Origin of the sequence: Streptomyces sp. rh34, assembly GCF_002551245.1 — a bacterium.
Classification (GTDB): Bacteria; Actinomycetota; Actinomycetes; order Streptomycetales; family Streptomycetaceae; genus Streptomyces.
The window spans coordinates 1-24,281 of the sequence record NZ_NTGZ01000027.1 but is presented as its reverse complement, the minus strand read 5'-3'; the positions used below and the strand labels follow the sequence as shown (position 1 = coordinate 24,281).

14 protein-coding genes are annotated in these 24,281 nt (G+C 68.2%); 8 read left to right on the top strand and 6 right to left on the bottom strand.

The window, feature by feature from the left end:
• The first annotated feature begins 21 nt into the window (after nucleotides 1–21).
• Both CR470_RS08510 and CR470_RS08505 read left to right on the top strand, forming a co-directional pair.
• Nucleotides 22–1,512, top strand: coding sequence for a hypothetical protein (locus tag CR470_RS08510; RefSeq protein WP_097866949.1), 1,491 nt, complete (start codon nucleotides 22–24; stop codon nucleotides 1,510–1,512).
• The gene (locus CR470_RS08505; RefSeq protein ID WP_097866948.1) at nucleotides 1,509–4,163 is read left to right on the top strand and encodes a hypothetical protein; all 2,655 of its coding nucleotides are present in this window, start codon (nucleotides 1,509–1,511) and stop codon (nucleotides 4,161–4,163) included. Before CR470_RS08510 ends, CR470_RS08505 begins: the two co-directional genes overlap by 4 nt.
• Nucleotides 4,164–4,178: 15 nt before the next feature.
• Here CR470_RS08505 and CR470_RS08500 read toward each other — a convergent pair whose 3' ends face one another.
• From CR470_RS08500 to CR470_RS08475, 6 genes are all read right to left on the bottom strand, one after another.
• Nucleotides 4,179–5,069 (bottom strand): DUF429 domain-containing protein, encoded by an 891-nt coding sequence (locus tag CR470_RS08500; protein ID WP_097866947.1) that lies wholly within the window; start codon nucleotides 5,067–5,069, stop codon nucleotides 4,179–4,181.
• A gap of 85 nt (nucleotides 5,070–5,154) precedes the next feature.
• On the bottom strand, nucleotides 5,155–7,236 hold the full coding sequence (locus CR470_RS08495) for an Hsp70 family protein (RefSeq protein ID WP_097866946.1): 2,082 nt from the start codon (nucleotides 7,234–7,236) through the stop codon (nucleotides 5,155–5,157).
• Nucleotides 7,233–7,874, bottom strand: a complete 642-nt coding sequence (locus tag CR470_RS08490) for a hypothetical protein (protein ID WP_257138515.1) — start codon at nucleotides 7,872–7,874, stop codon at nucleotides 7,233–7,235. Before CR470_RS08490 ends, CR470_RS08495 begins: the two co-directional genes overlap by 4 nt.
• A gap of 57 nt (nucleotides 7,875–7,931) precedes the next feature.
• Nucleotides 7,932–9,482 (bottom strand): hypothetical protein, encoded by a 1,551-nt coding sequence (locus CR470_RS08485; protein ID WP_257138514.1) that lies wholly within the window; start codon nucleotides 9,480–9,482, stop codon nucleotides 7,932–7,934.
• A gap of 374 nt (nucleotides 9,483–9,856) precedes the next feature.
• Nucleotides 9,857–11,230, bottom strand: a complete 1,374-nt coding sequence (locus CR470_RS08480; protein ID WP_143663791.1) for a hypothetical protein — start codon at nucleotides 11,228–11,230, stop codon at nucleotides 9,857–9,859.
• A gap of 291 nt (nucleotides 11,231–11,521) precedes the next feature.
• Nucleotides 11,522–11,977, bottom strand: coding sequence for an ATP-binding protein (locus CR470_RS08475; RefSeq protein WP_257138513.1), 456 nt, complete (start codon nucleotides 11,975–11,977; stop codon nucleotides 11,522–11,524).
• 246 nt (nucleotides 11,978–12,223) lie between these two features.
• Here CR470_RS08475 and CR470_RS08470 point away from each other — a divergent pair, with 246 nt between their 5' ends.
• From CR470_RS08470 to CR470_RS08445, 6 genes are all read left to right on the top strand, one after another.
• A complete protein-coding gene (locus CR470_RS08470) occupies nucleotides 12,224–13,036 on the top strand; it encodes a helix-turn-helix domain-containing protein (protein WP_097866944.1) in 813 nt (270 codons plus the stop codon).
• Nucleotides 13,033–13,251, top strand: a complete 219-nt coding sequence (locus tag CR470_RS08465) for a DUF397 domain-containing protein (protein ID WP_097866943.1) — start codon at nucleotides 13,033–13,035, stop codon at nucleotides 13,249–13,251. Before CR470_RS08470 ends, CR470_RS08465 begins: the two co-directional genes overlap by 4 nt.
• A 147-nt stretch (nucleotides 13,252–13,398) precedes the next feature.
• On the top strand, nucleotides 13,399–15,132 hold the full coding sequence (locus CR470_RS08460; protein WP_097866942.1) for an N-6 DNA methylase: 1,734 nt from the start codon (nucleotides 13,399–13,401) through the stop codon (nucleotides 15,130–15,132).
• Between the two features lie 59 nt (nucleotides 15,133–15,191).
• On the top strand, nucleotides 15,192–16,295 hold the full coding sequence (locus CR470_RS08455) for a serine/threonine-protein kinase (RefSeq protein WP_257138512.1): 1,104 nt from the start codon (nucleotides 15,192–15,194) through the stop codon (nucleotides 16,293–16,295).
• Nucleotides 16,296–16,378: 83 nt separating this feature from the next.
• Complete coding sequence (locus CR470_RS08450) at nucleotides 16,379–19,360, top strand: DEAD/DEAH box helicase (protein ID WP_097866940.1); 2,982 nt, start codon at nucleotides 16,379–16,381, stop codon at nucleotides 19,358–19,360.
• Nucleotides 19,361–19,364: 4 nt separating this feature from the next.
• The coding region (locus tag CR470_RS08445; protein WP_107489455.1) for a type II restriction endonuclease subunit M at nucleotides 19,365–24,281 on the top strand (4,917 nt) is incomplete at its 3' end.

Here is a 24,281-nt window from a genome sequence, read left to right as displayed (position 1 = left end):
TGGGCACTCGAGGGATTGGGCGTGCGATCCGGGCGCTATCCCCTGGCGGTGGAGGGCCCGGTGATGCGGGCGGTGGACCGGTTGGTTCCTGGAGTGTCCACGGTGACCCGCTACATCCGTTACCACTCGCTGTATGCGGCGATCGCGGCGCACGCGGAACGGAACGCGTGGGACATCACCGCGTGCCGCCGGGCTGTCCGCCGCAGCGAGGTCCTGCTGGCGGCGCTCCAGCACCACACGGAGACAAATCCGGCGTGGCTTGCCCACGGGGTCGATCGGGTGCGGCGTTTCTGCACAGAGGAACTGGAACTTGCGCGAGCCGCCGACGAGGAGCACCTGAGCCAGTCGTACTCGCCCCGCCTCTGGGGCTTTTGGGACCAGTACGGCGGACCCGCCACGGTGCTCGGCACCGTGGACGTCCGGGACGGAGTGCTCAGACCCGGCCGGCACCCGTGCCCTCCCTCGGTCACGGGGCTCTTCGCCCCTCTGCTGTCTCTCGCGGAGCGGGACGTCGTGTCCTTCGCCGACCTGGAGACAGCGAGGCAGGCGGCTCTTGGTGTCCCGTGTCCGGCCGAGCGGGAATGGCTAACGGACGTGCTGACCGCAACTCACGGCGGAGGAACCCACGCGCAGGGGGACTGGGAGGCGTCAGACCGCACTCGGCGTGCGACCCTCCGTATCCTCGGCCGGGCGATCGATCTCCACGGTCATGAGGGCGACGGGTATCAGGAGACGCTGCGCTCCGCGGTGGCCTTCGGTGGCGAGGCGACAACGGATCCCGTTCTGGCGGCGATTCCCGAGACGGCCGGTTGGCGGGGAGTGCTGCTGCGCCACTACTCCGTCGGCGCCTGGCGTCGGCTGTGGGCGGCACTGGTGGCCGGTGTCGGCTCCAAGGACGGCGAGGCCGATCGGTCGGCTGAGGAACTACGTGACTGGCTGGCGCAACAGGCCCCGGATGCGAATGTGCGGCGGGTCCTGGACGACCTGCCTCCGCTCAAGAACGCGGCAGGTCAGTTGCTGCCGGTCGAACGGCAACTCCTGACGCAGGGTGCCGATGCCCCGATGACCAATGTGCTGCTCCTGATGGTGGGTGCGCTGCGCTCCCGAGAGGGTCATCTGCCAGACGACGTACGGGCCGTCTTCCTGGGCCGTCAGCGGCGCTGGGCCGAGTTCCTCGACCCGACGTGGGTCGACGGCCTCATCGACGACTACGCCGACCGGCCGGTACGCGACCTGGCCGCCCGACTGGTGGACGACATGCTCGCCCAGTCCCGCAGAGTCGCCCTCGCGAAGCTGCGCATCGACCCCGCGACCGGCGGGCTGAAGATCTTCTCCCGTCTGCACCTTCGCAACGAGCGTTACTTCAAGACCGGTGACGAAGGAGACTCCGACATCGGCACGCGCATCCCCCAACTGGGCTCCCTGGCAGCGCAGCTGGGGCTTTTCGCCGTCCGCGACAACTGCCACACCGTCACCGCGGAGGGACGGCGGATCCTGGAGACAAACCCATGAGCGCGGCACAGCACACCCGGTTCGCATCCCCCGTCACGCTGCTGAGAGAGTGGAGCGAACGCAGCGATCAGCAGGCGCTGCACGAAGCGCTCTTCCTCGGTTTCACAGTCGATCTCCCCTTCCTGGAGAAGGTCGCCATACCCGTCGCCCGTGGCCTGGGTGCCCGCACCGCAGTGATCGGTGATGCGGCCCAAGGGCTGTACGACCCGGTCGATGTGCGCATGGCCGGCCGCAGTTATCTGCACGGTCTGGCCTCCTGCCGGCGTGCGTTCCACCCCAAGGTCGTCCTTCTGATCGGAGAACACGCCTGCCGGCTCGCAGTGGGTTCGGGTAACCCGACGCTGTCCGGCTGGGGTGCCAACGACGAACTGTGGACGGTGTTGGAAACCGAGGACGACGACTCCCACGCGCTCCTGGCCGACCTCGCCGACTGGCTGGAGGCACTGCCCTCCGCCGTGGAACTGGCCCCTTGGTCGGCGAGTCATCTGGCGGAACTGGCTGCCCTTCTGACCGAGCGGCATGTCAACGCCCCGGCCGGTCCGGAAACCGGTGCTCGGCTTCTGCACAACCTCCAGGAGAGTCTGCTGGACCAACTGCCGCTCGGTCCTGCCGACGAACTGCACGCGTACGCCCCGTTCGTCGACGAGGCCGGTGGTGCCCTCAGCGGGCTGCTCGGCCGTCTGACACCCCGCCGCACCATCCTCGGGCTCCAGCCTCGCTGGTCGAGCTACGACGCCGGAGCGATCAAGAGGGCACTCGGCGGCTTCGACGCGCATATCCGCTTCCTCGAGGAGACTCGGATGCGGCACGGCAAATTCGTCGAGTGGCAGGCCGGCGGCCGCCGATACGCTCTCACCGGGAGCCCGAATCTCACCCGCGCCGCGCTGTGCACCAGCACCCGGGACGGCGGCAACTGCGAGCTCGCCGTACTCGCCGCCGACACCGCGCCGCTGCTTCCAGAGCAGGGGCGCATCACCTCACTCGCGAGCCTGACGGGCCGCACCATCCGGCCCTTCCAGTCCACCGGTCACACGCTCGTCCTGCTGGGCGCGAAGACGGACAGTGAAGGCCTGCACGTCTCTCTGGCGCACCCCCAGCCCCTGCCCGTGGTGATCAGCACGTCTCCGGACGGTTCACCGGGTTCCTGGACACGGACCGGAACCATTCCAGCGGGGGCGGCGGCCTGCTCCTTCCCGCTGCCCGAGGTTCCTGGTGCGGCGGTTCGCGCCACGTGCGCCCGTCCTGACGGCACCACAGCCGAATCCGCCGTCGTCTTCGTGTACAGCCCCGTGCACTGCGCACGGCGCCACAGCGCCGACAGCGGTCCCCGGCTGAGATACGACTACACGGCGCAGACCCTGTTCGCCGACGAGCGTGCCGCACGCCGTTTCGAAGCCGATTTGCTGCGCCTGCGCGAGCTCATCGCCGGAACGTCCGCTCCCCGGGTGAGCCCGGCGGGAAACACGACAACGGGCTCGGTGACATCGAGCGGCGTCGACCGCTGGGACGCCTACCTCGCCGACTGCCGCCGGATGATCGGGGCGCCGTTGACGGATCTGGCGTTCGGGACCTCGCCGCTCGAACTGCCGCAGGCACCCTCGTCGCGGTGGATCGTGTCGGCGGTCACCCTTGGCGTGCGGGAGGAGGATGACGAGGAGCACGAGGACGAGACGGAGGAGGTGGACCTCCCCACCACGAGCGAGCCTCTCGCCCCGTACGTCGCGCCGGAGCAGCGTGCCCGTTGCCGCGCCTGGGCCCAGCGCTGGGTCAAGGCGCTCACGAGCCCTGACGGTTCGGCCGCGGCACCGGTTCCGGTCCGGCTGCTCGTGGCCAACCTGTACGTCCAGCTCCTGGCCGCCGGAGTCTGGGACGAGCAGGACCAGAGCTGGCGCGACGGACTCAGCCGCCTCCTCGAAGCACTCCGTTCCGAAGACCTGTCGGGCGACGCGGACCACGATGCTCCGCCCGAGACCCTGCGACGGCTGGACGCGGTGGCGGCCGTGGTGATGACACTGCTCGTCCAGGACGCCACCTTCACCGGCGGCGGCGAGCACGACGTACTCGCCGCCCGCGCCTGGCACGGCGGCAAGGCGATGATCGCGCGTGCCGAGCCCGCCGAGGCGGAGGACCTGATGATCCCGCCGGAGCGGGCGCTCGCCTGCGTCGCGCCCTGGAGCGAGGTGGACAGACTCATCGCTCTGGCGCAGGCGGACGACCCCTACGCGGAGGCGATCGAGGGGCTCACGGCGGCCGGCTGGTCGGTCGTGTGCGAGGACGGGCTCTGGGAGATCGCGGGCTCCTTCGGCAATCCGCTTCCGGTCGTGGCCAAGGCCGCCGAACGACTCGGGCGGCACCACGCCGACGGCGTGCTCGTGCGAGCCCGCAGCAAGAACCGCTGGGCTTTCATGGCGTGGGCGGACCCCTACCTGGTCCTGCTGAATCCCCCGGCACGCGTCTGGTTCACCTACCAGGTACGCCCCCCTGCCACACCGGAATCACGGTTCAGCGGCGGCGACCTTTCCGCGGTACCCGGCCGCATCGGCTCGGCCCCGCTGCAGAAGGGCCCACCGGAAGCTCTCAGGAAGATTCTCGCCGAAGTAGGCCTCACCTATCCGGAGTTGGTCAGTCGCCTGTTCACACTCGACACGTGACGGGGAAAGAAGCGATCAGTGCCGTGACGCCACCGGCGACGGACCGTCGAGCGGCTGTTTTCCCCCGGTCGACCTCGTCTCACCGTCACGCCGCTGCTCAAGGCGGGCAGGCGCGATGATGGTGGGAGCCTGGCCCGGGGGCAGTGAACTGTCCGCTCCGAGCACTTGGCAGCGCGCCAGTCCGTGCCGGTACCACAGTGCCGCCGTCCACGCGCAGAGCAGCGCGTCGATGAGGTCCTCCCGGTGCTTGTAGTCAGCCGTCTTCTGAGGTGAGGGCTCGGAGAGCAGTTGACGGGAGACCGGGTGGGATGAGAGCAGGAGGGGCGGATCGGCGGTGGCCAGGCCCGTCATGTGCCCGATCAGCCTGTCGCACTCCGCCGCCCGTACCGCCCGCCACTGTGCAGTCGGAACTCGTGCCGGTCGGCGCTTGTACGTGGGGCGTTCCCGGTCGTAGCCCAGCTCGGCGGCTCCGACCAGGGTCGTGTACGGATAGCACTCGGAGAAGACCAGACCCCCGGTCGGCGGCCCGCCCCTGCCGTCGTCGTAGGACCAGCCCGACTCCTCCAGCCGTTCAAGCAGCAGCACTCCGGCCTGTCGGGGAGAGCTCTGGTTGGTGCTGTTCGCGCTCACCTTCCAACGGCCGTACCGTCGTCCGACCTCCCGCTCGCAGAGCCGCTGGCCGGCCGGGTTGTCGACGACCAGAGGTGCGTCGACGAATGCCAGGGTCGATCCGTCGACGGCTGTCCTGGCCAGCCATGACATCGTCTCGTCGAGGCCGCGGGTCCAGCCGCATTCGATCACGACGCCGTGCGCGTCGATGGCGGCCACGCCTGTTTCATTTGGCCGGGTGCGGGCTCCGCTCCGCGCCCAGGCGAGGTCGATGCCTATGAACCGTTCGATTCCCATGCAGCCGTGGTACCAGAGAACCCGCCTCTGATGTGAAGCGGGCCTCATCCCTGCCGATCAGCCGGGGCCGCACCGGCCGAGGTGGTCATCTCTTGTAGCGCGCACTGTTGTTGAGCGGCGGGATCCGTGAGCTGAACACCCAGACCCCTTGGGAGAGCGTCGCGCCGAGCATGCGCCCGGAGGTTCGAAGCCAGGGATTGGAGGCTTGGAGCGGCGCGAAGTTGTCGTTCGAGACGATCACCCCGTCCACGGCGTTGGCGATGTCGACGACGAGTGCGTCTCCACGCCCCTCGGTGCCCGCCGGCGGCTGCACCACCTGGCGTGCGTCGATCGCTGCCTGCACTGCCGCTCGCTCCTCCTCGGCCACGTCGTGGCGGAGAGTAGCGTCGACGACGACGTGAATGTCCCGGTTGGGATAGCGGCGCTGCAGGGTGGCGACGCCCTGTTCCAGGATGGCGAAACGCGGTCGGCCGCCGGCGGCCCGGCTGGCGCTGGAGATCCACGCGAGGTTCGAGCCGTCGACCACCAGCGGACGGTTGTCCGCCGTCGCGGCGAGGCGCGCCAGGACCTCTGGGGAGGCCTTGCCGCGCGTCGAGCCTGCCTGTGCCGAGGGGACGTCGGGCTTGGCCCGGTGAGGATGCGTGGGCAGCGGGGCGCTGCGATGGGGTGCCCCGCGCAGGGACATCAGGTGAGCCAGTTCCTTCTCGACCTCGGGCGATGCCCCGGTGGTGCCGAAGCTCGACACCGGTTCGTTGAGAACGACCTCGCCGGTCTTGACGAGCGTCGCCTTGACTTCGAGCAGCCCTTCCTTGGTGTAGGTGTAGTCGAGTTCGAACGTTCCGTCCTGCGCTGAGCACCGTCTCTTGTACTCGAGGGTGAGCACGGTGAGCCGGACATTGTCCGGGTGGTCGACCGGCTTGTCCGGATCGCCCTCCCACACCTCGACCTCGAGAGACGCCAGGTTGTCCTTCGTCGGCGTGTACGACTTCTTGCGGATCTGCGGAAGCGGCTGGTTCCGCGGGATGATGGTGCTGAAGCTGCGCCGACCACCACGCTCGGTCGTCACCGTGCCCAAGGCATGGGCGTTGACCACCTGGACGATACTGTCGAGTTCGCCGTTCAGGGAAGCGGCAGCAATCGCGGCGCCCTCCGCCACAGCCGTCATCGGGTTGCACAGCTCCGCGCCGACCGGCACGCATCCGAGGGCCTCGGCGACCGCGGCTCGTACGGCCGGGATCTGACTGCTCCCCCCGATCATCAGGACGGCGGTGAGCTCACCCGGGTCCATGCGGAGGTCTTCCAAGCAGGCCTCGACGGGGTCCAGGGCACGGGAGATGAGGTCCTGGATCTCCTCGGAGAACTCGTCCTGGGTGATCTCCACTCCGTTGCCGTCGGGGGTAATGACGTGGACGCTGCTCTGCTGCGACAGGAGGATCTTCGATCGCTCGATGTCGAGCCCGAACTGGCGTTGTTCGGACGGGGTCCACTGACGGCGTCGCGGTGCCCGTTCGAGAACCAGGCGTTTGAGACGTTCGTCGATTTCGAGCCCACCGAGGCGGTTGACTCCGCGGGACGCCTTCTCGTCGAAGAATCCGTCCTCGTGGAGCAGGATGGTGGAGTCCATGGTGCCGCCGCCCCAGTCGAAGACCAGGAACTCCCCGATCTCCTCCAGGGCATGGGCGTACGCGATGGCCGCTGCCGTCGGCTCGTTGAGCAGGGCCTGCACGGCGACGCCCGCGACCTTGGCCGCCTCGCGTGTCCGGTAGCGCGCCGCGCCTGTCGCGTTGGCCGGGACGGTGACGACGGCCGGTGAGATGTCGGTGGCCGCCTCCTCCTCCGCCACCCTGGCCATGGTGCGGAACACTCCTGCGGCAGCCGTGGTCGCCGCGAAGCGCCGGTTGCCGATCGTGACCAGTTGTTCGTCACGGAGCATGCGCTTGCACGCTTCCACGGCGCTCTCTGAACGGAGCTTGGCCTCCCAGCCGAACAGCGTTCCGGGACGCAGCGAGCTGGTGCCCACCACGGAGGGGAAGAGACACTCGAAGCCGGGCCTTCGCCAGTCGGCGTCGAGTCCGTAGCCGCCGAGTTCCAGGACCTCCACGTATGCGCCGTTCCACTGAGCGGCCACCGAGTTGGTCGTTCCGAAGTCGATGCCCGTCGCGGTCACCGGCCCCCCTCCGTGCCGTTCGTTCCGTCGCCGGTGATCTCCACGCGACGCAGCTGGCCGGCGAGGGCGAGTTTACCGGTGGCCTCGTCCACGTAGGCGGGTCGCAAGACCTCGAAGTGCTCGCCCTGTCCCTCGGTCACCACGAACAGTTCCGGTGAATCGGTGTCCGTGACCCGACGCAGCTGAAGCTGGCCGAGGTGCTCGGTCATGGCATCCGCCACGGCTCGGGAAGCGCCCTGCGCGTGGAGGAGCGCGTCGATCTCGCACAGCCTGCCGACGAACTGGGCGCGGGTGCGGAACTCTGCGATGACCGCGGTCCGGACGGCCTGGGGCAGCGCGCTGTTCGTTCCTCCTGCGAGGTGCTCCTCGCCGAGTTCTGCCAGTGCCGCCGGTATGGCAGCCACGATGCCCTTGATCACCTGAGTGGCGTCCAGTGGTTCGGAGGCCGACCATGCCGTCCGCTGCGACTGTTCGGCCTTCTTCGCCCGGCGTATCGCCGTCGCGGTGGGTTTCGGACGTTTCTGCGTGGCCTCGGGGCGGATCTGCCCGCAGTGCGGACACACCTTGTGCGACCTGAGACGCTTTTCGGCCTTGTTGGGGCGCTTCTTGATCTTGGTACGTCGGTGCGTGTGCGGCATCGCTGAGTGGCCTGACTTCTCTTGGCGAAGGGTGTTCTCGGACGGCGTGTGCGAGCACTACCTGGATCGGTGGCGGTCAAGACGTGGTGGCGTGGTACGGAAGTCCTGGAGGAGCTCGACGGCGGCCCGCGCACGCACGGCCTCCATGTCCGCCCCGCTGGTGGCGGGTGTACGCCGCGGCAACGGCTCCAACGGCGGGACGATGGACCGCGGCACGTCGTCGGGTGCCTCGTAGACCGAGTGGGTCAAGGGCAACCTGAAGAAGACCGCGTCTCCGGCTTCGTTCCGGCGCGCCTCGTCGAGACGACCGCGGATCATGTTGAGCCGCGCGTACTTCGCCGTGTCGAAGCGTGACTCGCGGACGAGCTCGCGGTAGCGGGTCTCCCAGTCGGCGGAGCCGTGCGGCAGGCCGAGATCCAGATACGGATTGGTGAGGGGATCACGGCTGTTCTTGGGCGTCGCACGCCATACGCGTATGAGCCGGAGGTTGCCCGTCGCTTCGTCGGTCAGCGCCACCGCGCGTTCCGTCAACGCCTCGGCGTCCGGCAGATCCTCACGTGCGAGAGCGGCGTAGGCGGCGATGTTGAGGGCTTCGGGCAGAATGCCCCGCATACTCGGCGGAAGCTTCTTGCCGGGCTTCGACGGGCGGTCGAATGCCGCGCACTGCCGTCCCGCCTCCTCCACCCGGCCTTCGATCACGAGGTCGTACGCTCTGCGAATGGCCGTCCAGGCGTGGAAGTCGCTGAGCCGCGGATCGACGGTGGACTGGGGGTCCCACAGCGTGGACATCAGCGCCCACAGGCCGCGGTCGACAAGGAAGTTCCGGGGCCAGTTCCCCTCCTGGGATCCGGCCTTGAGATTGCGCAGCTGGATGCGCTGCTCCTGGGGAAGCCCGGCATCCAGCTCCTGAAGGCGCGTGGCGTCTCCCACGGATGCCTCGAACAGCAAGTCCCAGACGTCCGGCCGGCCGTCAACAGCGGACCCGTCGGTGTCCGGTTCCTCGCCGGACACGAATTCCTCGCGACGCAGGAACCACGTCCAGTCCAGGGCCCGGGCCTCGTCCCGCGTCACCTGCCCCGGCACCAGTCGGGCACGCAGGTAGAGTGCCTCGTCGTCGCCCCGGTACGCCCACGGGTCGTCCTCCGGCAGGATCCCGCCGTGCTCGATGAGGTCGTCGACGACGGGCAGTGGAGCCCAGCGGAGCACATCGGGAAGCAGTGTCCTGGGCACGGGCACGGCTCCGCCCATGGCGACCGAGGTGAACAGCGAGTACGCGGGTCCACCGGTCAGGCTTCGGGACGAGCGGGCCAGCAGCAGACTGGGGGCGGTCGAGCAGATGACCGCCAGGCGGTCCGTCCCCTCAGGGGTGAGCCACTCCACTCCCGCGGAGTGCAGAGTGCGAAGGTGCCTCAGGGCGTCCGTGGGCGTGCACTGCGTCAGCAGTGCTCCGACTGCGGGCAGCAAGGTGTCCGCCCCGGGAGAACCCTCGACCGCCTTGCGCAGCTCCTCCTTGTGACGACCACCGCCGTCCGCACCTTCACCGCCGCTCGCCTGCTGCAGTTCCTCCAGCACTTCCTGCACGGCGCTCACGGCTTCGGCGCCGTTCACGCCGAGCCACCGCCACTTGCGAACGACGAATCCACTGGTGCCGTGCGAGGGGGCAGCCTCACGTCGCTGCCTCTGCTCGGCCAGACGACGTCTCTCAGCCGCAATGGCGGCTTGCCGGGCCGCCACGGGGTCGGTCATCTCATACACCCCCGCAGGTTATCCGGCACCACTGACATGCGTCTCGAACTGCGCCTGTTCCCGGGGCAGTCAACTCTTGGCCACGCCAACCCGCAGCCTCGCGGTGAACGTCGGCACGTGCGGGACCCTCGCCCCGGGCTCGCACGGCAACCCCGGATTCCTCGACGCTTCCGCCCTTGCGGTGCCGACCGGGTCGCACGGAACACCCGGTTCGGGAGGGCTTACCGATGCCGCCCTCAGGGACTGAGCGGGCGCACCGAGGGAAGCGCCTCGTGTTCCAGCCGCAGGTCGCGCTTCGCGGCCCTGAGCGCGAGTTCCAACTGCCGCACATGCCGCCCACCCTCGTTCGCCGCGCCTCCACGATCGTTCGCCGCAGCGGCCAGCCACAACTCGGCGCCGTTGATGGCCCGGGTGACCTGCTTCCCGGCCGCCTCTCCCAGAGCGCCTTCGAGCGGGCGAAGCTGACTGATCAGGTCCCTGGCCCGCTTGCTGTGCCCAGACCGGTGATTCGCCCCGCCCGAAGGCCCATCGTCATCAGCCGCGGTCCCGGCCGTGGACGTGGACGTGGGCCTCGAAGCGTCGGCGGAACTCTCCGCGACTGCGCCGGCCTGGCCTGTCCCACCCGCAGGAGACCGTTCGCATGCAACGGCCGGGACAGCGGAAGGTGACCACAGCCCGGTGCGTTGCGCCTCGTCGGCGTTCAGGCGGATGTAGCGCTCAGCGGCCACGATCCAGCCCGTTCCGCCCTCCGCCACAAGAACACGCGCTCCGTCGGGTACGAGGTAGACCTGCCCCGCGAGCGGGATTTCGGTGTCCGCGGGAACGGAGAGAAAGGCCCGGGTGACCGCGCTGCCGACAGGCTTGACGTAAGCGGCAAGCAGACGCCGGTCCCCGCCGACCACGACGGGCGCGCTTGCCGTGGCCTCGCCGCCCGGTACTGGAGCGAAGAGCAGAGCACCCTGGACGGGGAAGCCAGCGGGTTCGTGATGGGGCCGGGACGGGCGCGCTCTCTCCAGGTGTGGAGTGAGCAGGCCCGTCGGCGACAGCGTGCACTCCTCCAACGGCGCCCAGTGCAACGGATGTCCGTGTTCCTGCACGCCGATGTGGACGCGACGTTCTCCGCCGTGGGTGACGAGGCGGACCCGGAGCAGGAAACCCTGACGGTCCAGCAGCTCCTGGGTCACGGGGCCGTCCTGCGCGAGGATCCAGTCCACGCCGACGGCGTCCTCGTCGAACTCGTCGGCGGCGCGACGCCAGGCCGGAAAGTCGAGAGCACCGAGCTGGAACCTCACTCGGAGTCGTATGCCCGGAGCAAGCAGGTCCACGGCACCCCCCGGGCCGGCGCCGAGATCCCGGATGCTGACCTTGCCCGGCACACCCTGCCGTTCGAGCAGTCGCTCCACACCGCGCTTGATGAAGAGGTGATCGGCGCTGGACTCACCGTTGGCGGTGCGATGACACACGGCATTGGGGTGGTGGGCGAAGTGGCACACCTTGTCGGTGTAGCGCCGGTCACTCAACTCACCGCCGCAGCCGCCCAGCTGGATCCCGCACCAGTAGGTGTAGTCGGGGTGCAGCTTGCGCCAGTGGTCCAGTTCGTGATGATCCATGGGCAGGATCACAGGATCGCCGGAGTATTTGTCTCCGATGACCGCGGTCTGGACCCTTCGATGGTCCAGTGGGACGAACCTCATCAACGGTGCCCCGGGCCTCCGACGCTCCGACTGCCGATCACCGGCGTCTGCCCGGGCCAAGTCCCGAAGCCGGTCATGTCGCCCCCTCTTGCCTCAGCCGCCGAGTCGGCTGAGACACACTCGACTGCAGCTCAGGATGGTCCCCGGCGACGTTGTTTGCAATGCGTCGCGGTAACGAGTCCGGTACGGCCCCCACGTCACCCTTCCTTATTGCGGGGCGAGTTCGGCCCACACCGTCTTGCCCGGTGCGCCGAGTCGCGGGCCACTACCCCAGCGGGTGGCCAGCCCGGCGACGAGACGCAGGCCCCGGCCCGACTCCGCGTCACCGGGCGGCTCCTGCGGGGACGACGGAGGCACCCGCTCGGCGCGCGTGTCAGTCACCTCGACACGGAGGGTGTCGGCCGCCATCGTCAGCCGGAGGTGGAAGTCGCGCCCGCGGACATGCCCGTGCCGCACGGCATTGGCGGCGAGCTCGGCAGCGATGAGAGTGAGGGTCTCGTTGGCGGCGGAGTCGTAGGCGTGTCCCCACTGGTCGAGCCGGTGGAAGACGAGGCGCCGGGCGAGGCGGGCACCGCGCGACGTGGAGGTGAAACGCATGGCGAACTCGTGCTCGATCGGCTGGTGTTGAGGGAGGCGTGCCGTCGTGGTCTCGATGGGTTCCATGCCGGCGAGCCTGCCGACGACGGTACGCCGCTGACCAGCAACGACGCTCGTACGGGCCGGGTCTGTACAGCTCGTCGAGGACGCTGTACAGGCGGGAGGTGAGTACTCGTACGGGGTGCTGCTGAGCGTTTTCGGCGCGGGACGCCGTTACTGCGCGTAGCTTGCTGTGACGGTTTGCGTGCGTGTGAACTTCCCTGCGGCACGGCCCGGGTGGGCTGGTGGGCGGCGGGAGACGGGAGGTGGGTCATGGCGGAGCAGGACGACGGGGCGGGTTTTCTCCGGTGTTTCGGGCAGCAGCTGAAGCTGTTTCGGGAGCGGGCCGGGCTGACCCGGGCCGAGTTGGGCTCCCGGCTCGGTTACGGGGAGGACCAGATCACGTCGGTCGAGCTCGGCCGACGCATCCCCAAGCCCGAGCTGATCGACAGGGCGGACGAGGTGCTGAACGCGGGCGGCGTCCTGCGGGCGATGAAGGAAGAGGTGGCGCGGGCGCGTTATCCAGCGTTCTTCCGGGATGCGGCGCGACTGGAAGCCGAGGCCGTCGAGCTTCAGACGTACGACACCCATGTGGTCAACGGCCTGTTGCAGACCGAGGAATACACGCGGGCGCTGCTGACCATGCGTCGGCCGCTCCTGAACGAGGAGACGATCGAGCAGCGGGTCGCGGCACGACTGGCCCGCCAGGAGATCTTCAACAAGTGGCCCGCGCCCCTGTTCAGCTTCGTCATGGAGGAGTCCGTACTGCTACGGCGGCTCGGCGGAACCTCGGTGCTGCGGGGGCAGTTGGAGCAGATCCTCCTCATCGGCCAGAAACGGAACGTCGAGGTGCAGGTGATGCCGCTCGACCGGGAGGACAACGCCGGTGTGGACGGTGGGTTCACGCTGTTCACCCGCAAGGGAGGGGAACAGATCGGCTACACGGAGGCGCAGGGACGTAGCACACTGGTCACCGATCGCGAAGAGGTCCGCGCACTCGCCTCACGCTATGGGATCATCCGTGCTCAGGCCCTCACCCCGTGTGAGTCGCTGGCCTACATCGAGAAGTCGCTGGGGGAGCTATGAACACCCGAAGGATCACTGCCGTCGCTCAGGATCTGCGGTGGTTCAAGAGCAGTTACAGCGGCGCGGAGGGGGGCCAGTGCGTGGAAGTGGCGGCTTCGACAGGGACCGTCCACGTCCGGGACTCGAAGGCGGTCACCGGTCCCGCACTCACCATGGACCGCACCGCATGGGCGGCCTTCATCGGCTTCGCCGCGTGCCACGACAGCGAGGGTTGACCTTCTCACTCGTCGGCTGACCGTTTGTCCCTTGATATGCGGTTCCGCGCCCCTTGAGTTCCGAAATGGGCAGGAATGTCGTCACACTGTTAGCGGCGTTAACGCAGGCATCTTGTCTATGCCCTCTGAGGTGTGTACGGTCCCGTCATGGCCGCCGACGAATCCGCTCCCGCGGCGGTCGTTACGGCTGCCGAAATCGCACGCCTCGCCGGGGTGACCCGTGCCGCCGTCTCCAACTGGCGCCGTCGTCACCCCGACTTCCCACGCCCCGCCGCCGGCACCGCGACCAGCCCCCTCTTCGCACTCACGGAAGTCCAGCAGTGGCTGGACCGACAGGGCAAGGGCCGGGAAACCTCCGCTGAGGTCGACCTGTGGCATGAACTGCGCGCTCAGTACGGCGACGACCTGCTCACCGCACTCGGCGCGGTCGGCGCACGGTTGCTCGGAACCACCGCCGAGCAGCCGCTGGCCGAGCCCGCCGCAACTGCCCTCACCGCCTTGTCCGCGGAGCGTGGCGCGCACGCCCTCTACGCCGACCTTGTCGAGCGCTGTATCGCCTCCACCACCCGCAGCGGCGGTGAGCAGATGACCACCCTCGCCCTGGAGCGGATCGTCGCGGCGTTCGCCGGGCCGGCCGACGAGGCAGCCGGAGCATCGGACCGCACAATCGGCACGGTCTACGACCCGGCGTGCGGCATCGGGACGCTGCTGCTCACTACCGTCCCGGGTGCTCACCGGTACGGCCAGGAACTCAATCCGGCGACCGCCGCCATCGCCGAGTTCCGCGCCCGGCTCGGCGGCAGGACCGCCACGCTGGCCGGTGGAGACTCGCTGCGCAAGGACGCCTTCCCCGACCTGCGTGCCGATCTGGTCGTCTGCGAGCCCTCGGTGGGCGTGGCCGACTGGGGGCGAGACGACCTGCTGCTCGACCCCCGCTGGGAGCTGGGCGTACCCCCGCGCTCGGAGAGCGAACTCGCCTGGGTCCAGCACTGCTACGCCCACACCGCCCCCGGCGGCCGGGCGCTGCTGGTACTGCCCTCATCCGTCGCCTACCGCAAGGCCGGTCGCCGTATCCGGGCCGAACTGGTCCGCCGAGGACTGCTGGCCTCCGTGGTGGCACTGCCGCCCGGCCTGATGTCCAGCCACTCGCAGCCCGTGCACCTGTGGATCCTGCGGCGACCGGCCCAGGGCGACCCCGCCCCGACACACATCCGCATGATCGACCTCAGCTCCGCCGACCCGGACCACATCGGCAACGGCATCGGCATGAAGGACTGCGCACCGGCGCCGGAGCAGATCGCGGACGTTCCGCCCGTCGACATCCTGGACGACGATGTCGACCTGAGCCCCGGCCGCTACGTCACCCCCCATCACGGCGACTACCCCGTCGAGTACGCCGCCCTGCGCGACCGCATCCAGAGCCTCGCCCGGGACCTGCTCGACCTGCTCCCCGAGCTCCCTGCCGGCCCCGGCTGCATCGAGGCCGCGCCGCTGGGACTCGGCGATCTCGTCCGGGGCGGTCTGGTCGACCTGGACGGCACCGAGCCGACCTCCCGAACCGACCAGCTCGACACCGACTACCTGCGCGGTTTCCTGCGCAGCGCCGCCAACACCCGCCGCAGCACCACCGCCAGTGGCACCTTCCGCCTGAACGCCTCGGGCGCGCAGCTTCCGCAGATGGACATCGGGCGCCAGCGCGAGTACGGCGAGGCCTTCCGGCGTCTGGCCGCCTTCGAGGAACTGCTGCGCGAGGCCGCCGCCGTCGGCGACCGGGTCGGCGCACTCGCGTACGACGGGCTGACCAAGGGCGCCCTGCTGCCGCCGTCGGCCACCAGTGCCTCTTCAGGGAAGAGCGAGTCCCAGGAGGCGCAGGATCAGTGAACCGACCCGCTGATAACCTCGCTCTCGTCCAGCCAGGTCAGGACAGTACGGGGGCAAAGGTGCTGCAGCCGCTCAGAGCGGGCGACCCGACGACGGTCGGGAACTTCCGACTGGTCGGCCGACTGGGGCAAGGCGCGATGGGTGTCGTGTACCTGGGCTACCGTTCGACCCGCCCGGTCGCGGTGAAGGTCGTCAGACCGCAGCTCGCGGAGGACGAGTACTTCCGCAAGCGCTTCGCCCTGGAACTGGAGGCGATCCGCCGCGTCGGCGGCTTCCACACCGCCGCTCTGGTGGACGCCGACCCGCAAGCGGCGACGCCTTGGATCGCGACCCAGTACATCAACGCGCCCTCGCTGCTGGAGCTGGTGGAGCAGCACGGCCCGGTCAGCGAGCTGGGTGCGTGGTGGCTGGCAGCGGGTCTCGCGGACGCCCTGATGCACATCCACTCGGTGCGTTTACTGCACCGGGACCTCAAGCCCGGCAACGTCCTGGTCGCCACGGACGGCGTCCGGGTCATAGATTTCGGCATCTCCCACGTCAGCGGCGGTACCGGCCTGACCACGGCGAGCGCGGCCCTCGGCACCCTCTCCTACATGGCACCGGAACAGGCGGCGGACTCCCGTAAGGCCAGTGAGGCATCGGACGTCTACAGCCTCGGCGCGACGCTGGCGCACGCGGCAACCGGCCACGTCCCCTTCTACGCACAGATGCCGGCACAGCGGACGCTGGACATCCAGCCCGACCTGACCGGCCTCCCGCCCGCGCTGCTCGACCTGGTCACCCACACACTGGCCTTCGACGCCGAGGACCGGCCGACGGCACAGAACGTGCTGGAAGAGGCGATGGGACGCCTGCTCGACTTCGGAGTGCCGACGGAGGCGCAGGCGTACCCGCCGCTGCCTGAGGCGTTCCTCGCGGCGGTGCTGGAGCGACAGGCCACACCGGTCGAGGCACCGGATGCGCTACCGGATCCTGATGCCGCGGTGGACGCCGAGCCGGACGACGTTCCGGACATCGCCCCCGAGCAGGTGCCCGAGGCAGCGCCGTTCCCAAGGCCCGCGGGGCCGCTCGATCCCGGGCCCCAGCCGGACGCCATCCCGGACCGCTGGGCCGCACGATGGCGCAGCCGTATCGAGGATCGCCGCGGCGACTACGGCGGCTGACCCCGTCAGACCCACGCACAAACCACAAACGCACAGTGCTTGAACGGCACAGCAGCAGAGCAGCAATCGAAGGAGACCCGCCAATGACCACCGTCGCCGACAGTGCGTCAGGCGACGTCCCGGGCGATGCGTCCGGTGGCGTCCGGTTCGCCGCCGGGATGCAGGTCCGCGCCCGCGACGAGGACTGGCTGGTCGTGGAGGCCGCCGAGACCGCCAAGGACGGCACCCGCCTGGACGTACGGGGCATCTCGCCCCTGGTCCGCGACCAGCGGGCGGTCTTCTTCGCGCACGAGAGCCTCGACCAGGTGACCCCACTGCGCCCCGAGGACACCGAGCTCGTCCCCGACGACTCCCCCGAGTGCCGCCGTTCGCGCCTGTTCATCGACGCGTTGATCCGCAAGACCCCGCTGCCCCTTTCTGAGCAGCGCCTCGCCACCGTGGGCACCCACCTCGTCGACGACCTTGCCTACCAGCGCGAACCCGCCAAGGCCGCCCTGCGCGCGCTCCGCCCCCGACTGCTGATCGCGGACGCGGTCGGCCTCGGCAAGACCCTTGAGGTCGGGCTGCTGCTGTCCGAACTGATCAGGCGCGGGCGCGGCGAGCGCATCCTGGTGGTGACGCCGAAGCACATCCTGGAACAGTTCCAGCACGAGCTGTGGACGCGCTTCGCGATCCCGGTGGTGCGGCTGGACTCGGCCGGCATCGAGCGGATCAAGAACGACATCCCGGCCGGCCGTAACCCCTTCTCGTACTACAAGCGCGCGATCATCTCGATCGACACCCTGCGCTCCGACCGCTGGCGCAGCCATCTCATGCAGGTCACCTGGGACGCCGTCGTCATCGACGAGTCGCACAAGCTCATCAACACCGGGACGAAGAACAACCGCCTCGCGCAGCTCCTCGCGCCGAAGACCGACGCCCTGATCCTGGCCAGCGCCACACCGCACAACGGCCAGCGGGAGTCCTTCGGCGAGCTGCTGAGCCTACTCGACCCGACGGCCATCCCCAACACCAGCGACTACGACGAGACGCAGCTCCAGCACCTCTACATCCGGCGCCACAAGATGTCCCCCGACGTCTCGGCCGAGATCGGCCACATGTGGGCCACGCGCAAGCCGCCGGTCGCCATCGACTGCACGGCGACCCCGGCCGAGCAGCGGGTCTTCGACGAGCTGTACGACGTCTGGATCAACCCGAAGGACGGCCGCAAGGCCCCTGTCTCCGGCAAGGGCGCCCGGCTCTTCCCCTACACGCTGCTGAAGTCCTTCCTCTCCTCCCACTCCGCGCTCGTCGAAACGGTCGACAACCGGATCGACAGCATCGACCGGAGCACCAACCCACAGGAACGCCAGGCCGAACGCGACGCACTGGTCAACCTCGGCACCATCGCCGAGGCCACAGACATCGAGGACGCCGCCAAGTTCCGGCAGCTGGTGAAGGTGCTCAAGGAGGAGATCAAGGTCGGCCCCGGCTCCGACACCCGCGTCGTCATCTTCTCCGAGCGCCGCGCCACTCTCCAGATACTGCAGGACACTCTGCCCTCGGCCCTCGGCTTCGCACCGAGCAAGGGAAAGACCAGCGGCGCCGTCCGCCAGCTCCACGGCGGCCTCTCCGACGACGAACAGCAGCGCACCGTCAAGGACTTCGGCCTGGCGAGCAGCGAACTGCGGGTCCTGCTCACCGGCGACATCGCCGCCGAGGGCGTCAACCTGCACCGCCAGTGCCACCAGATGATCCACTACGACCTGCCCTGGTCGCTGATCACCATCGAGCAGCGCAACGGCCGTATCGACCGCTACGGCCAGCAGCACTCCCCGGAGATCCGCGCGCTGCTGCTCCTCACTGCTGACGAGGATCCCGACCACCCCTCGGCCGACCGAGCCGTGTCCGAGCGCCTGCTCAGGCGTGAGGATGAGGTCCACCGCACGCTCGGCGAGGCCGCCTCCATCCTGGGCCTGCGCGACGAGGACGCCGAGACGAACGCCATCATGGAACGGCTCCTGGCGAACGAGGAACCGTTCGACACTGCCGTTCCGTCGGTCCCGCTGGACCCCTTCGAGGCGTTCCTCGCCGACCACACCCCGGACGGCGAATCACCGGGCTACCGGGTGCCGCAACTGTTCGCCTCCACGCGCGCGTTCGTAGAAGAGGCCCTGGAGGAGGTCTACGACAACCCGGAGCAGCGCATCGGCAAGCACTGGGACGCCGACCACCCCAAGATGATGGTCTTCACCCCGGACCGGGAACTCCAGCGCCGCCTGCTGGTCCTCCCGAAGTCGTACCTGGACGAACGGCAGGTCCTGGACCAGCTCCGGGTCACCTTCGACAAGCAGTTCGGCCAGGACCGGCTGGACCGCGCCCGCGAGCGCAGCGGCAACCGTGCCAAGGGCGCGATCACCAAGCAGGAGCGCACCGAGACCTCCGGCTGGCCCGACGTCAGCTACCTCACGGACCAGCACCCGGTGGTGGAGTGGCTCACCGACAAGGTCCTCGTCAGACTCACCCGCAACACCGCCCCGATCATCACGGCGGGCGTCAGTGAACCGGTGTTCCTCACTCAGGGCATGTACTCCAACGCCAAGGGCCACCCGACCGTCCTGGCCTGGACATGCGTGACGGGCCTGGCAAGCGGCACGCCCACCTTCGACGACGACCTGGTGGGCGTACTCGAACGGGCCGGCGTCAAGCCCGGGATGCTCAACCGGCCCTTCACCGGCGACAGGACTGCCCTCCAGGCACTGGTCCCGGCGGCGGTACGGGCGAGCCGCGACCACATCGGCGAGCTGCGCAACGAGCAGGAGACCCCGCTGGTGGAGCAACTCATCGAGTACGAACAGCGGTTGGAGGCATGGCGGAAGGCCAGCCTGTCGACGTTCGAGCAACTGAGCTTCAGCGGCATGCGGCGGAAGCACGAGGAGACGCGCGTGCAGAAGACCGCGGTGGAGGTCGAGCAGCTCATCGAGCAGCTGGCCACGCAGGGCGAGGCGATGGTGCGGGTGATCGGCGTCCTGGCGCCGCCCGCGGCGGCTGGCGGCAACGTGATTCAGCAGCAGAGGGGCGCGTGACACCGTGGCATTCGAAGCGATCACCAACCGCGGTGAGTACATCTCCGCCCACTACCTCGCCGAGCTGTTCGCCAAGGACCTCACCGAGCTGCGCAAGCGCTGGACCTCCGCCGATCGGGCGGGCGCTCCGTCGTCCCGCTCGGGCGTGAAGGGCCTGCGCCGCGAGTACTTCAAGGCCAAGGTCCGCATCACCGAGAACAAGGCCTTCGACGGTCCCGAGGTACGGGAGCTCAACGACCGCCTGCTGGCGGCGCTGGCGTATGTCGAACCGGAGGGCGAGGGCAAGGACGCTAAGCCCGCCGCTCCGGAGCCCGCGGGTTCCACCCACACCCGACTGCGCCGGGGCGACTTCGGTGTGATGCAAGGCGACAAGGAACGGTCGGTGCCGGTGACGCTGGCCGTCACGGGCCCAGGCGGCCTGGAACTCGTCGCCCTGGACGTCACCTGGCAGGTGGACGGCGAACTCGTCGTCGCGGACGTCGAGGACGGCGGCGCACAGCTCCTCGCCCCGATCCAGCTCGACGGCAAGCAGCTCATCACCAGTGCGGCCGACGCCGTCACCTTCCTCTTCGGCTGCGAGGACGGCTACGCCCCGCGCTACGTCCTGCTCCTCGCGGGAGGCGCGGTACTGCTCGCCGACCGCACGGCCTGGCACGAGGGCCGGTTCCTCGCGGTGAGCGTCGACGAGGCCCTGGACCGCAACCTCAGCGCGGATGGCGAGGAACTGGAGGCGGTGGCAGCGCTGTTCGGCGCGGAGTCACTGCTGACGGAGGGCGGCGTCGCCGGATACCTGGACGGTCTGGTCGACAAGGGCCGCAAGCACGCGGTGGGCGTCTCGAAGGAGCTGCGGGAAGGGCTGCGGCAGTCGGTCGAGCTCATCGCTCAGGAGATCCTGGACCGGCTGAAGGAGGGGGGTGCCGATCCGGCGGAGCTGGGCGACCCGGCCGACCTGGCGAGCCGGCTCACTCGGGAGTCGCTGCGGTATCTGTACCGGATCCTGTTCCTGCTCTACGCGGAGGCGCGGCCCGAGCTCGGCATTCTGCCGAGCAAGGACGACGCCTATCAGGACGGCTATGGCCTGGCCCGACTCGGCGAACTGGTCTCCTACGACCTTCCGGAGGAAGCTCAGGACGGCACCCACTTCGCCGATTCGCTGGACCTGCTGTTCCGGCTGGTTGACCAGGGCCACCGCCCTCTGGGCACGGACGCGGCGCCGACCGAGGACGGAGTGACCGTCCTCGACGCGGACGGCCTGCGCTTCGAGGCCCTGCGCAGCGACCTGTTCAAGGCCGACGCCACACCGCTGATCGGCTCGGTGTCGGTCGAGGGCGAGCGGATCGAGACGAAGCTGCGGAACAGGGTGCTGTGGCGGGTGCTCAACCTGCTGATGCTCACACAGGGGCGGCGCAGCGGACGCGGCAAGGCCGGCGGTGGCACCGGCAAGGGCTTCATCTCGTACGCGCAGCTTGGCATCAACCAGCTTGGTGCGGTGTACGAGGGCCTGATGTCCTACACCGGTTTCTTCGCTTGGGATGACCTGTACGAGGTTGCCAAGCCGGATTCCGACGGACTCAGCGGAACCTGGGTCGTGCCGTTGAAGGACGCCGACAACTACGACGAGGACGTCTTCGTCAAACGGACGGACGAGCTGACGGGCGTAAAGAAGCGTGTCCTGCACAAGAAGGGCAGCTTCGTCTACCGCCTGTCAGGGCGGGAACGGCAGCGGTCGGCCTCGTACTACACGCCGGAGGTACTGACCCGGAGCACGGTCAAGCACGCGCTGGCGGAGCTGCTGGACCAGGGCGGTGAGACGACGCCTGCGCGGGCGATCCTGGACCTGACGGTGTGTGAGCCCGCCCTGGGCTCGGGCGCGTTCCTCAATGAGGCCATCAATCAGCTGGCTGCGGAGTACCTGAAGCGCAGGATGGCGGAGCTGGGTGGTGAACAACTGCCTCCGGACCGGTACGAGGCGGAGCTGCAAAAGGTCAAGGCGTACCTGGCCCTGCACAACTGCTATGGCGTCGACCTCAACCAGACTGCTGTTGAGCTGGCCGAGGTCTCGCTGTGGCTCAACTCGATGCATGAGGGCTTGAAGGCCCCTTGGTTCGGCCTGCACTTGCGTCGCGGCAACTCGCTGATCGGGGCGCGGCGGGCCGTGTACGTGGCGGAGGCGCTGAAGAGGAAGGCATGGCTGACGACGGTCCCGACGGACCGGCCGCTGCGGGCAGGAGCCGAGGAAGGCCAGTTCCAGGCGGGCAAGGAGATCCATCACTTCCTGCTGCCGGCCAAGGGCTGGGGCGCGGTCACCGACGCCAAGCAGGCGAAGGAGCTGGCGAAAGACGAACGTGACGCCCTGGCAAAGTGGCGTACGGCTGTCACATCGACGCCATCAGTGGCCCAAGGCAAGCGGCTGCTGGCACTGGCGACCCGAGTCGAGCGGCTCTGGGAGCTGACCCGGCGCCGCTTGATCGTGAGCGAGCGGGAGGTACGGCGTCAGATCGACGTGTGGGAGGTCGACCCCGGCCAACCGCTGGAGAAGGCGTCGGGAGACGTGACCCGCGAACAGATCGAGAGCGCACTGAACGAGCCGGGCTCACCGCGCGGCCGACTGAAGCTGGTCATGGACGCCTGGTGCTCCCTGTGGTTCTGGCCGGTTGGGCAGCCTGGCACCACAGTGCCCCCGAGCATGGACGAGTGGCTGACCTTCTGCGAGGCAGTGCTGGGAGTCCCGCCCGCCAAGGCGAGGGCGAGGCCTTCCGGCCGCATCGGCGGTGGTGCGGCTGGCCTTGATGATGAGCTAGGACTGTTCGGCGACACTGGCGAGTTCGAAAGGTTGGCGGCGGACGATGAGTTCGACCGAGTGATGAGCCAGTGCGCCGACTTGCCATCGGTGACCGTGCGGTTCTCCTGGCTGGGCGAAGTGGACGCAATCTCGCGACGGGAAGGGTTCTTCCACTGGGACTTGGAGTTTGCCCATCTATTCACTCGGGGCGGTTTCGACCTCCAAGTAGGAAACCCTCCGTGGGTGCGTCTCGACTGGGAAGACCACGTTTCGCTGGCAGAGCATGATTCCTGGTTCGGACTGAATGAAAGAGCACCAGAGAGGGACAAGGCCGATCGTCGAGTTGGGGTTCTCTCAGATCCATTGGCATTGACGGGCTACCTTGCCGATCTGAACTCCTGGGCCGGGCTAACATCCTTCCTGGGGTCATCAGTCGAGTATTCCATTTTGGAAGGACTTCGCACTAATCTATACATGAATTTCATGGAAAGGACTTGGCGGAATCTGGCACCATCTGGCACTATTGGCCTAATTCACCCGGAATCGCATTTCTATGCATCCTCTGGAGGGTCACTTCGCGCCGTCACCTACGGTCACCTACGACGTCACTTCCAATTCCGCAACGAACTTAAGCTTTTCGAAATTGGAAATACGCGAGATTATGGAATTCACATCTACGGCCATAACAAAGACGTACGTTTCCTCAACCTTTCCGGACTCCTGCATCCCGCGACTTCGGATTCGTCGATAGAGCATCAGGGGGCCGGGGAAACGCCGGGTCGGCAATTCGCTGAAGGAGGGTGGGACCTGCGCCCTCACCGCGATCGTGTGGTCATAGTAGATGACGCGGTGCTTTCCGACTGGGCGCGATTGATGGATCAGGCGACTTCTGATGGCCGGGAAGCTCAAATGCTCCGCCCTTTGACTATCCTGGATAGTGATGCCTCTAGGTCTCTTTCGCGATTCCCTCAAAGGCTTCCGGAAGGCGTGTGGTGCACTTATGCTCTCAACGAGAAAATCGCCAAGGAAGACGGGGTGATTGAATGGAGAACCGAGATCTCGGAGGACCTCACTGAGGTAGTAATTCAAGGGCCCCACTTCTCGGTGGCCAATCCGTTCGCGCAGCAGCCGAACGTTGGTTGCCGCTCCTACAAGGACTATTCGCAACTCGCACTAGAATCCCTACCTGAACGCGTAATTCAGCGAACGAATTACGCAAGGTCCTGCTCCGCAACCCAGTTCACTGCGGAGCAGCCAACATGGGCGGGTAAGAATTTCAATGAGTACTTTCGTCTCTTTTGGAGGCGGCGAGTGGATCCGATCACAGAGCGAACACTCAACGCCGCAATTTTTCCGCCCGGCCCAACGCATATCCATGGAATCGGGAGCCTGGCTTTTCCTTCGAATCGCGCAACTGCCATCACCTCGGGGCTGTGGGCGAGCTTGGTGCTCGACTACTTGGTCAAAGTTTCCGGCACAGAAAATCTTTCGGCTGAAATGGTCAAGCGTTTCCCTGCGCCCCTTGCCCACCCCCTCGCCGCCCCCCTCCTCCTTCGCACTCTTCGTCTGAACTGCCTGACGCGTGACTACACTCCACTGTGGGAGGAGATCTTCGAGCCTGGATGGCTGAGCGATCGATGGACAGACCCCAAGTCATCTCGGCCGTTGATCCAGGCCGTCGAGCCCACCTGGTCAATGGCGACACCCCTCCGCACCGAGTACGACCGCCGTATGGCCCTAGTCGAGATCGACGCGCTCGTAGCCGTCATGCTCGGCCTAACCGCCGAGCAGCTCTGCGCCATGTACCGCTCCCAGTTCGCCGTACTCCGCAAGTACGAGTGGGAGATGTTCTTCGCACCCGACGGTCACAAGATCGGCGCGGCCACCCACAACGTCGGCATCCGCCAGACCCCCGAAGAGACCGCCTTCGTCAAAGCCTGGGCCAAAGCCGCCCGCGCAGGCGACCCCACCCCCACCATCCCCGAAGGCTGGGTCAAGCCCAACCGCGAGGCCGAAATGACCCGCGCTCACGCGGACTTCACTGCTCGCCTCCACGCCGGCGAATACGGCGACTACGCCGCCTACCTCGCCGAGCACCCCCTCACCACGCCCTGTCTCTTATACACATCTCTGAGCGGG

Coding starts and splice junctions, on each gene's coding strand:
- CR470_RS08505 (WP_097866948.1), top strand. CDS start 1,509: ATGAGCGCGGCACAGCACACCCGGTTCGCATCCCCCGTCACGCTGCTG.
- CR470_RS08465 (WP_097866943.1), top strand. CDS start 13,033: ATGAACACCCGAAGGATCACTGCCGTCGCTCAGGATCTGCGGTGGTTC.
- CR470_RS08480 (WP_143663791.1), bottom strand. CDS start 11,230: ATGGATCATCACGAACTGGACCACTGGCGCAAGCTGCACCCCGACTAC.
- CR470_RS08490 (WP_257138515.1), bottom strand. CDS start 7,874: ATGCCGCACACGCACCGACGTACCAAGATCAAGAAGCGCCCCAACAAG.
- CR470_RS08475 (WP_257138513.1), bottom strand. CDS start 11,977: ATGGAACCCATCGAGACCACGACGGCACGCCTCCCTCAACACCAGCCG.
- CR470_RS08470 (WP_097866944.1), top strand. CDS start 12,224: ATGGCGGAGCAGGACGACGGGGCGGGTTTTCTCCGGTGTTTCGGGCAG.
- CR470_RS08500 (WP_097866947.1), bottom strand. CDS start 5,069: ATGGGAATCGAACGGTTCATAGGCATCGACCTCGCCTGGGCGCGGAGC.
- CR470_RS08450 (WP_097866940.1), top strand. CDS start 16,379: ATGACCACCGTCGCCGACAGTGCGTCAGGCGACGTCCCGGGCGATGCG.
- CR470_RS08460 (WP_097866942.1), top strand. CDS start 13,399: ATGGCCGCCGACGAATCCGCTCCCGCGGCGGTCGTTACGGCTGCCGAA.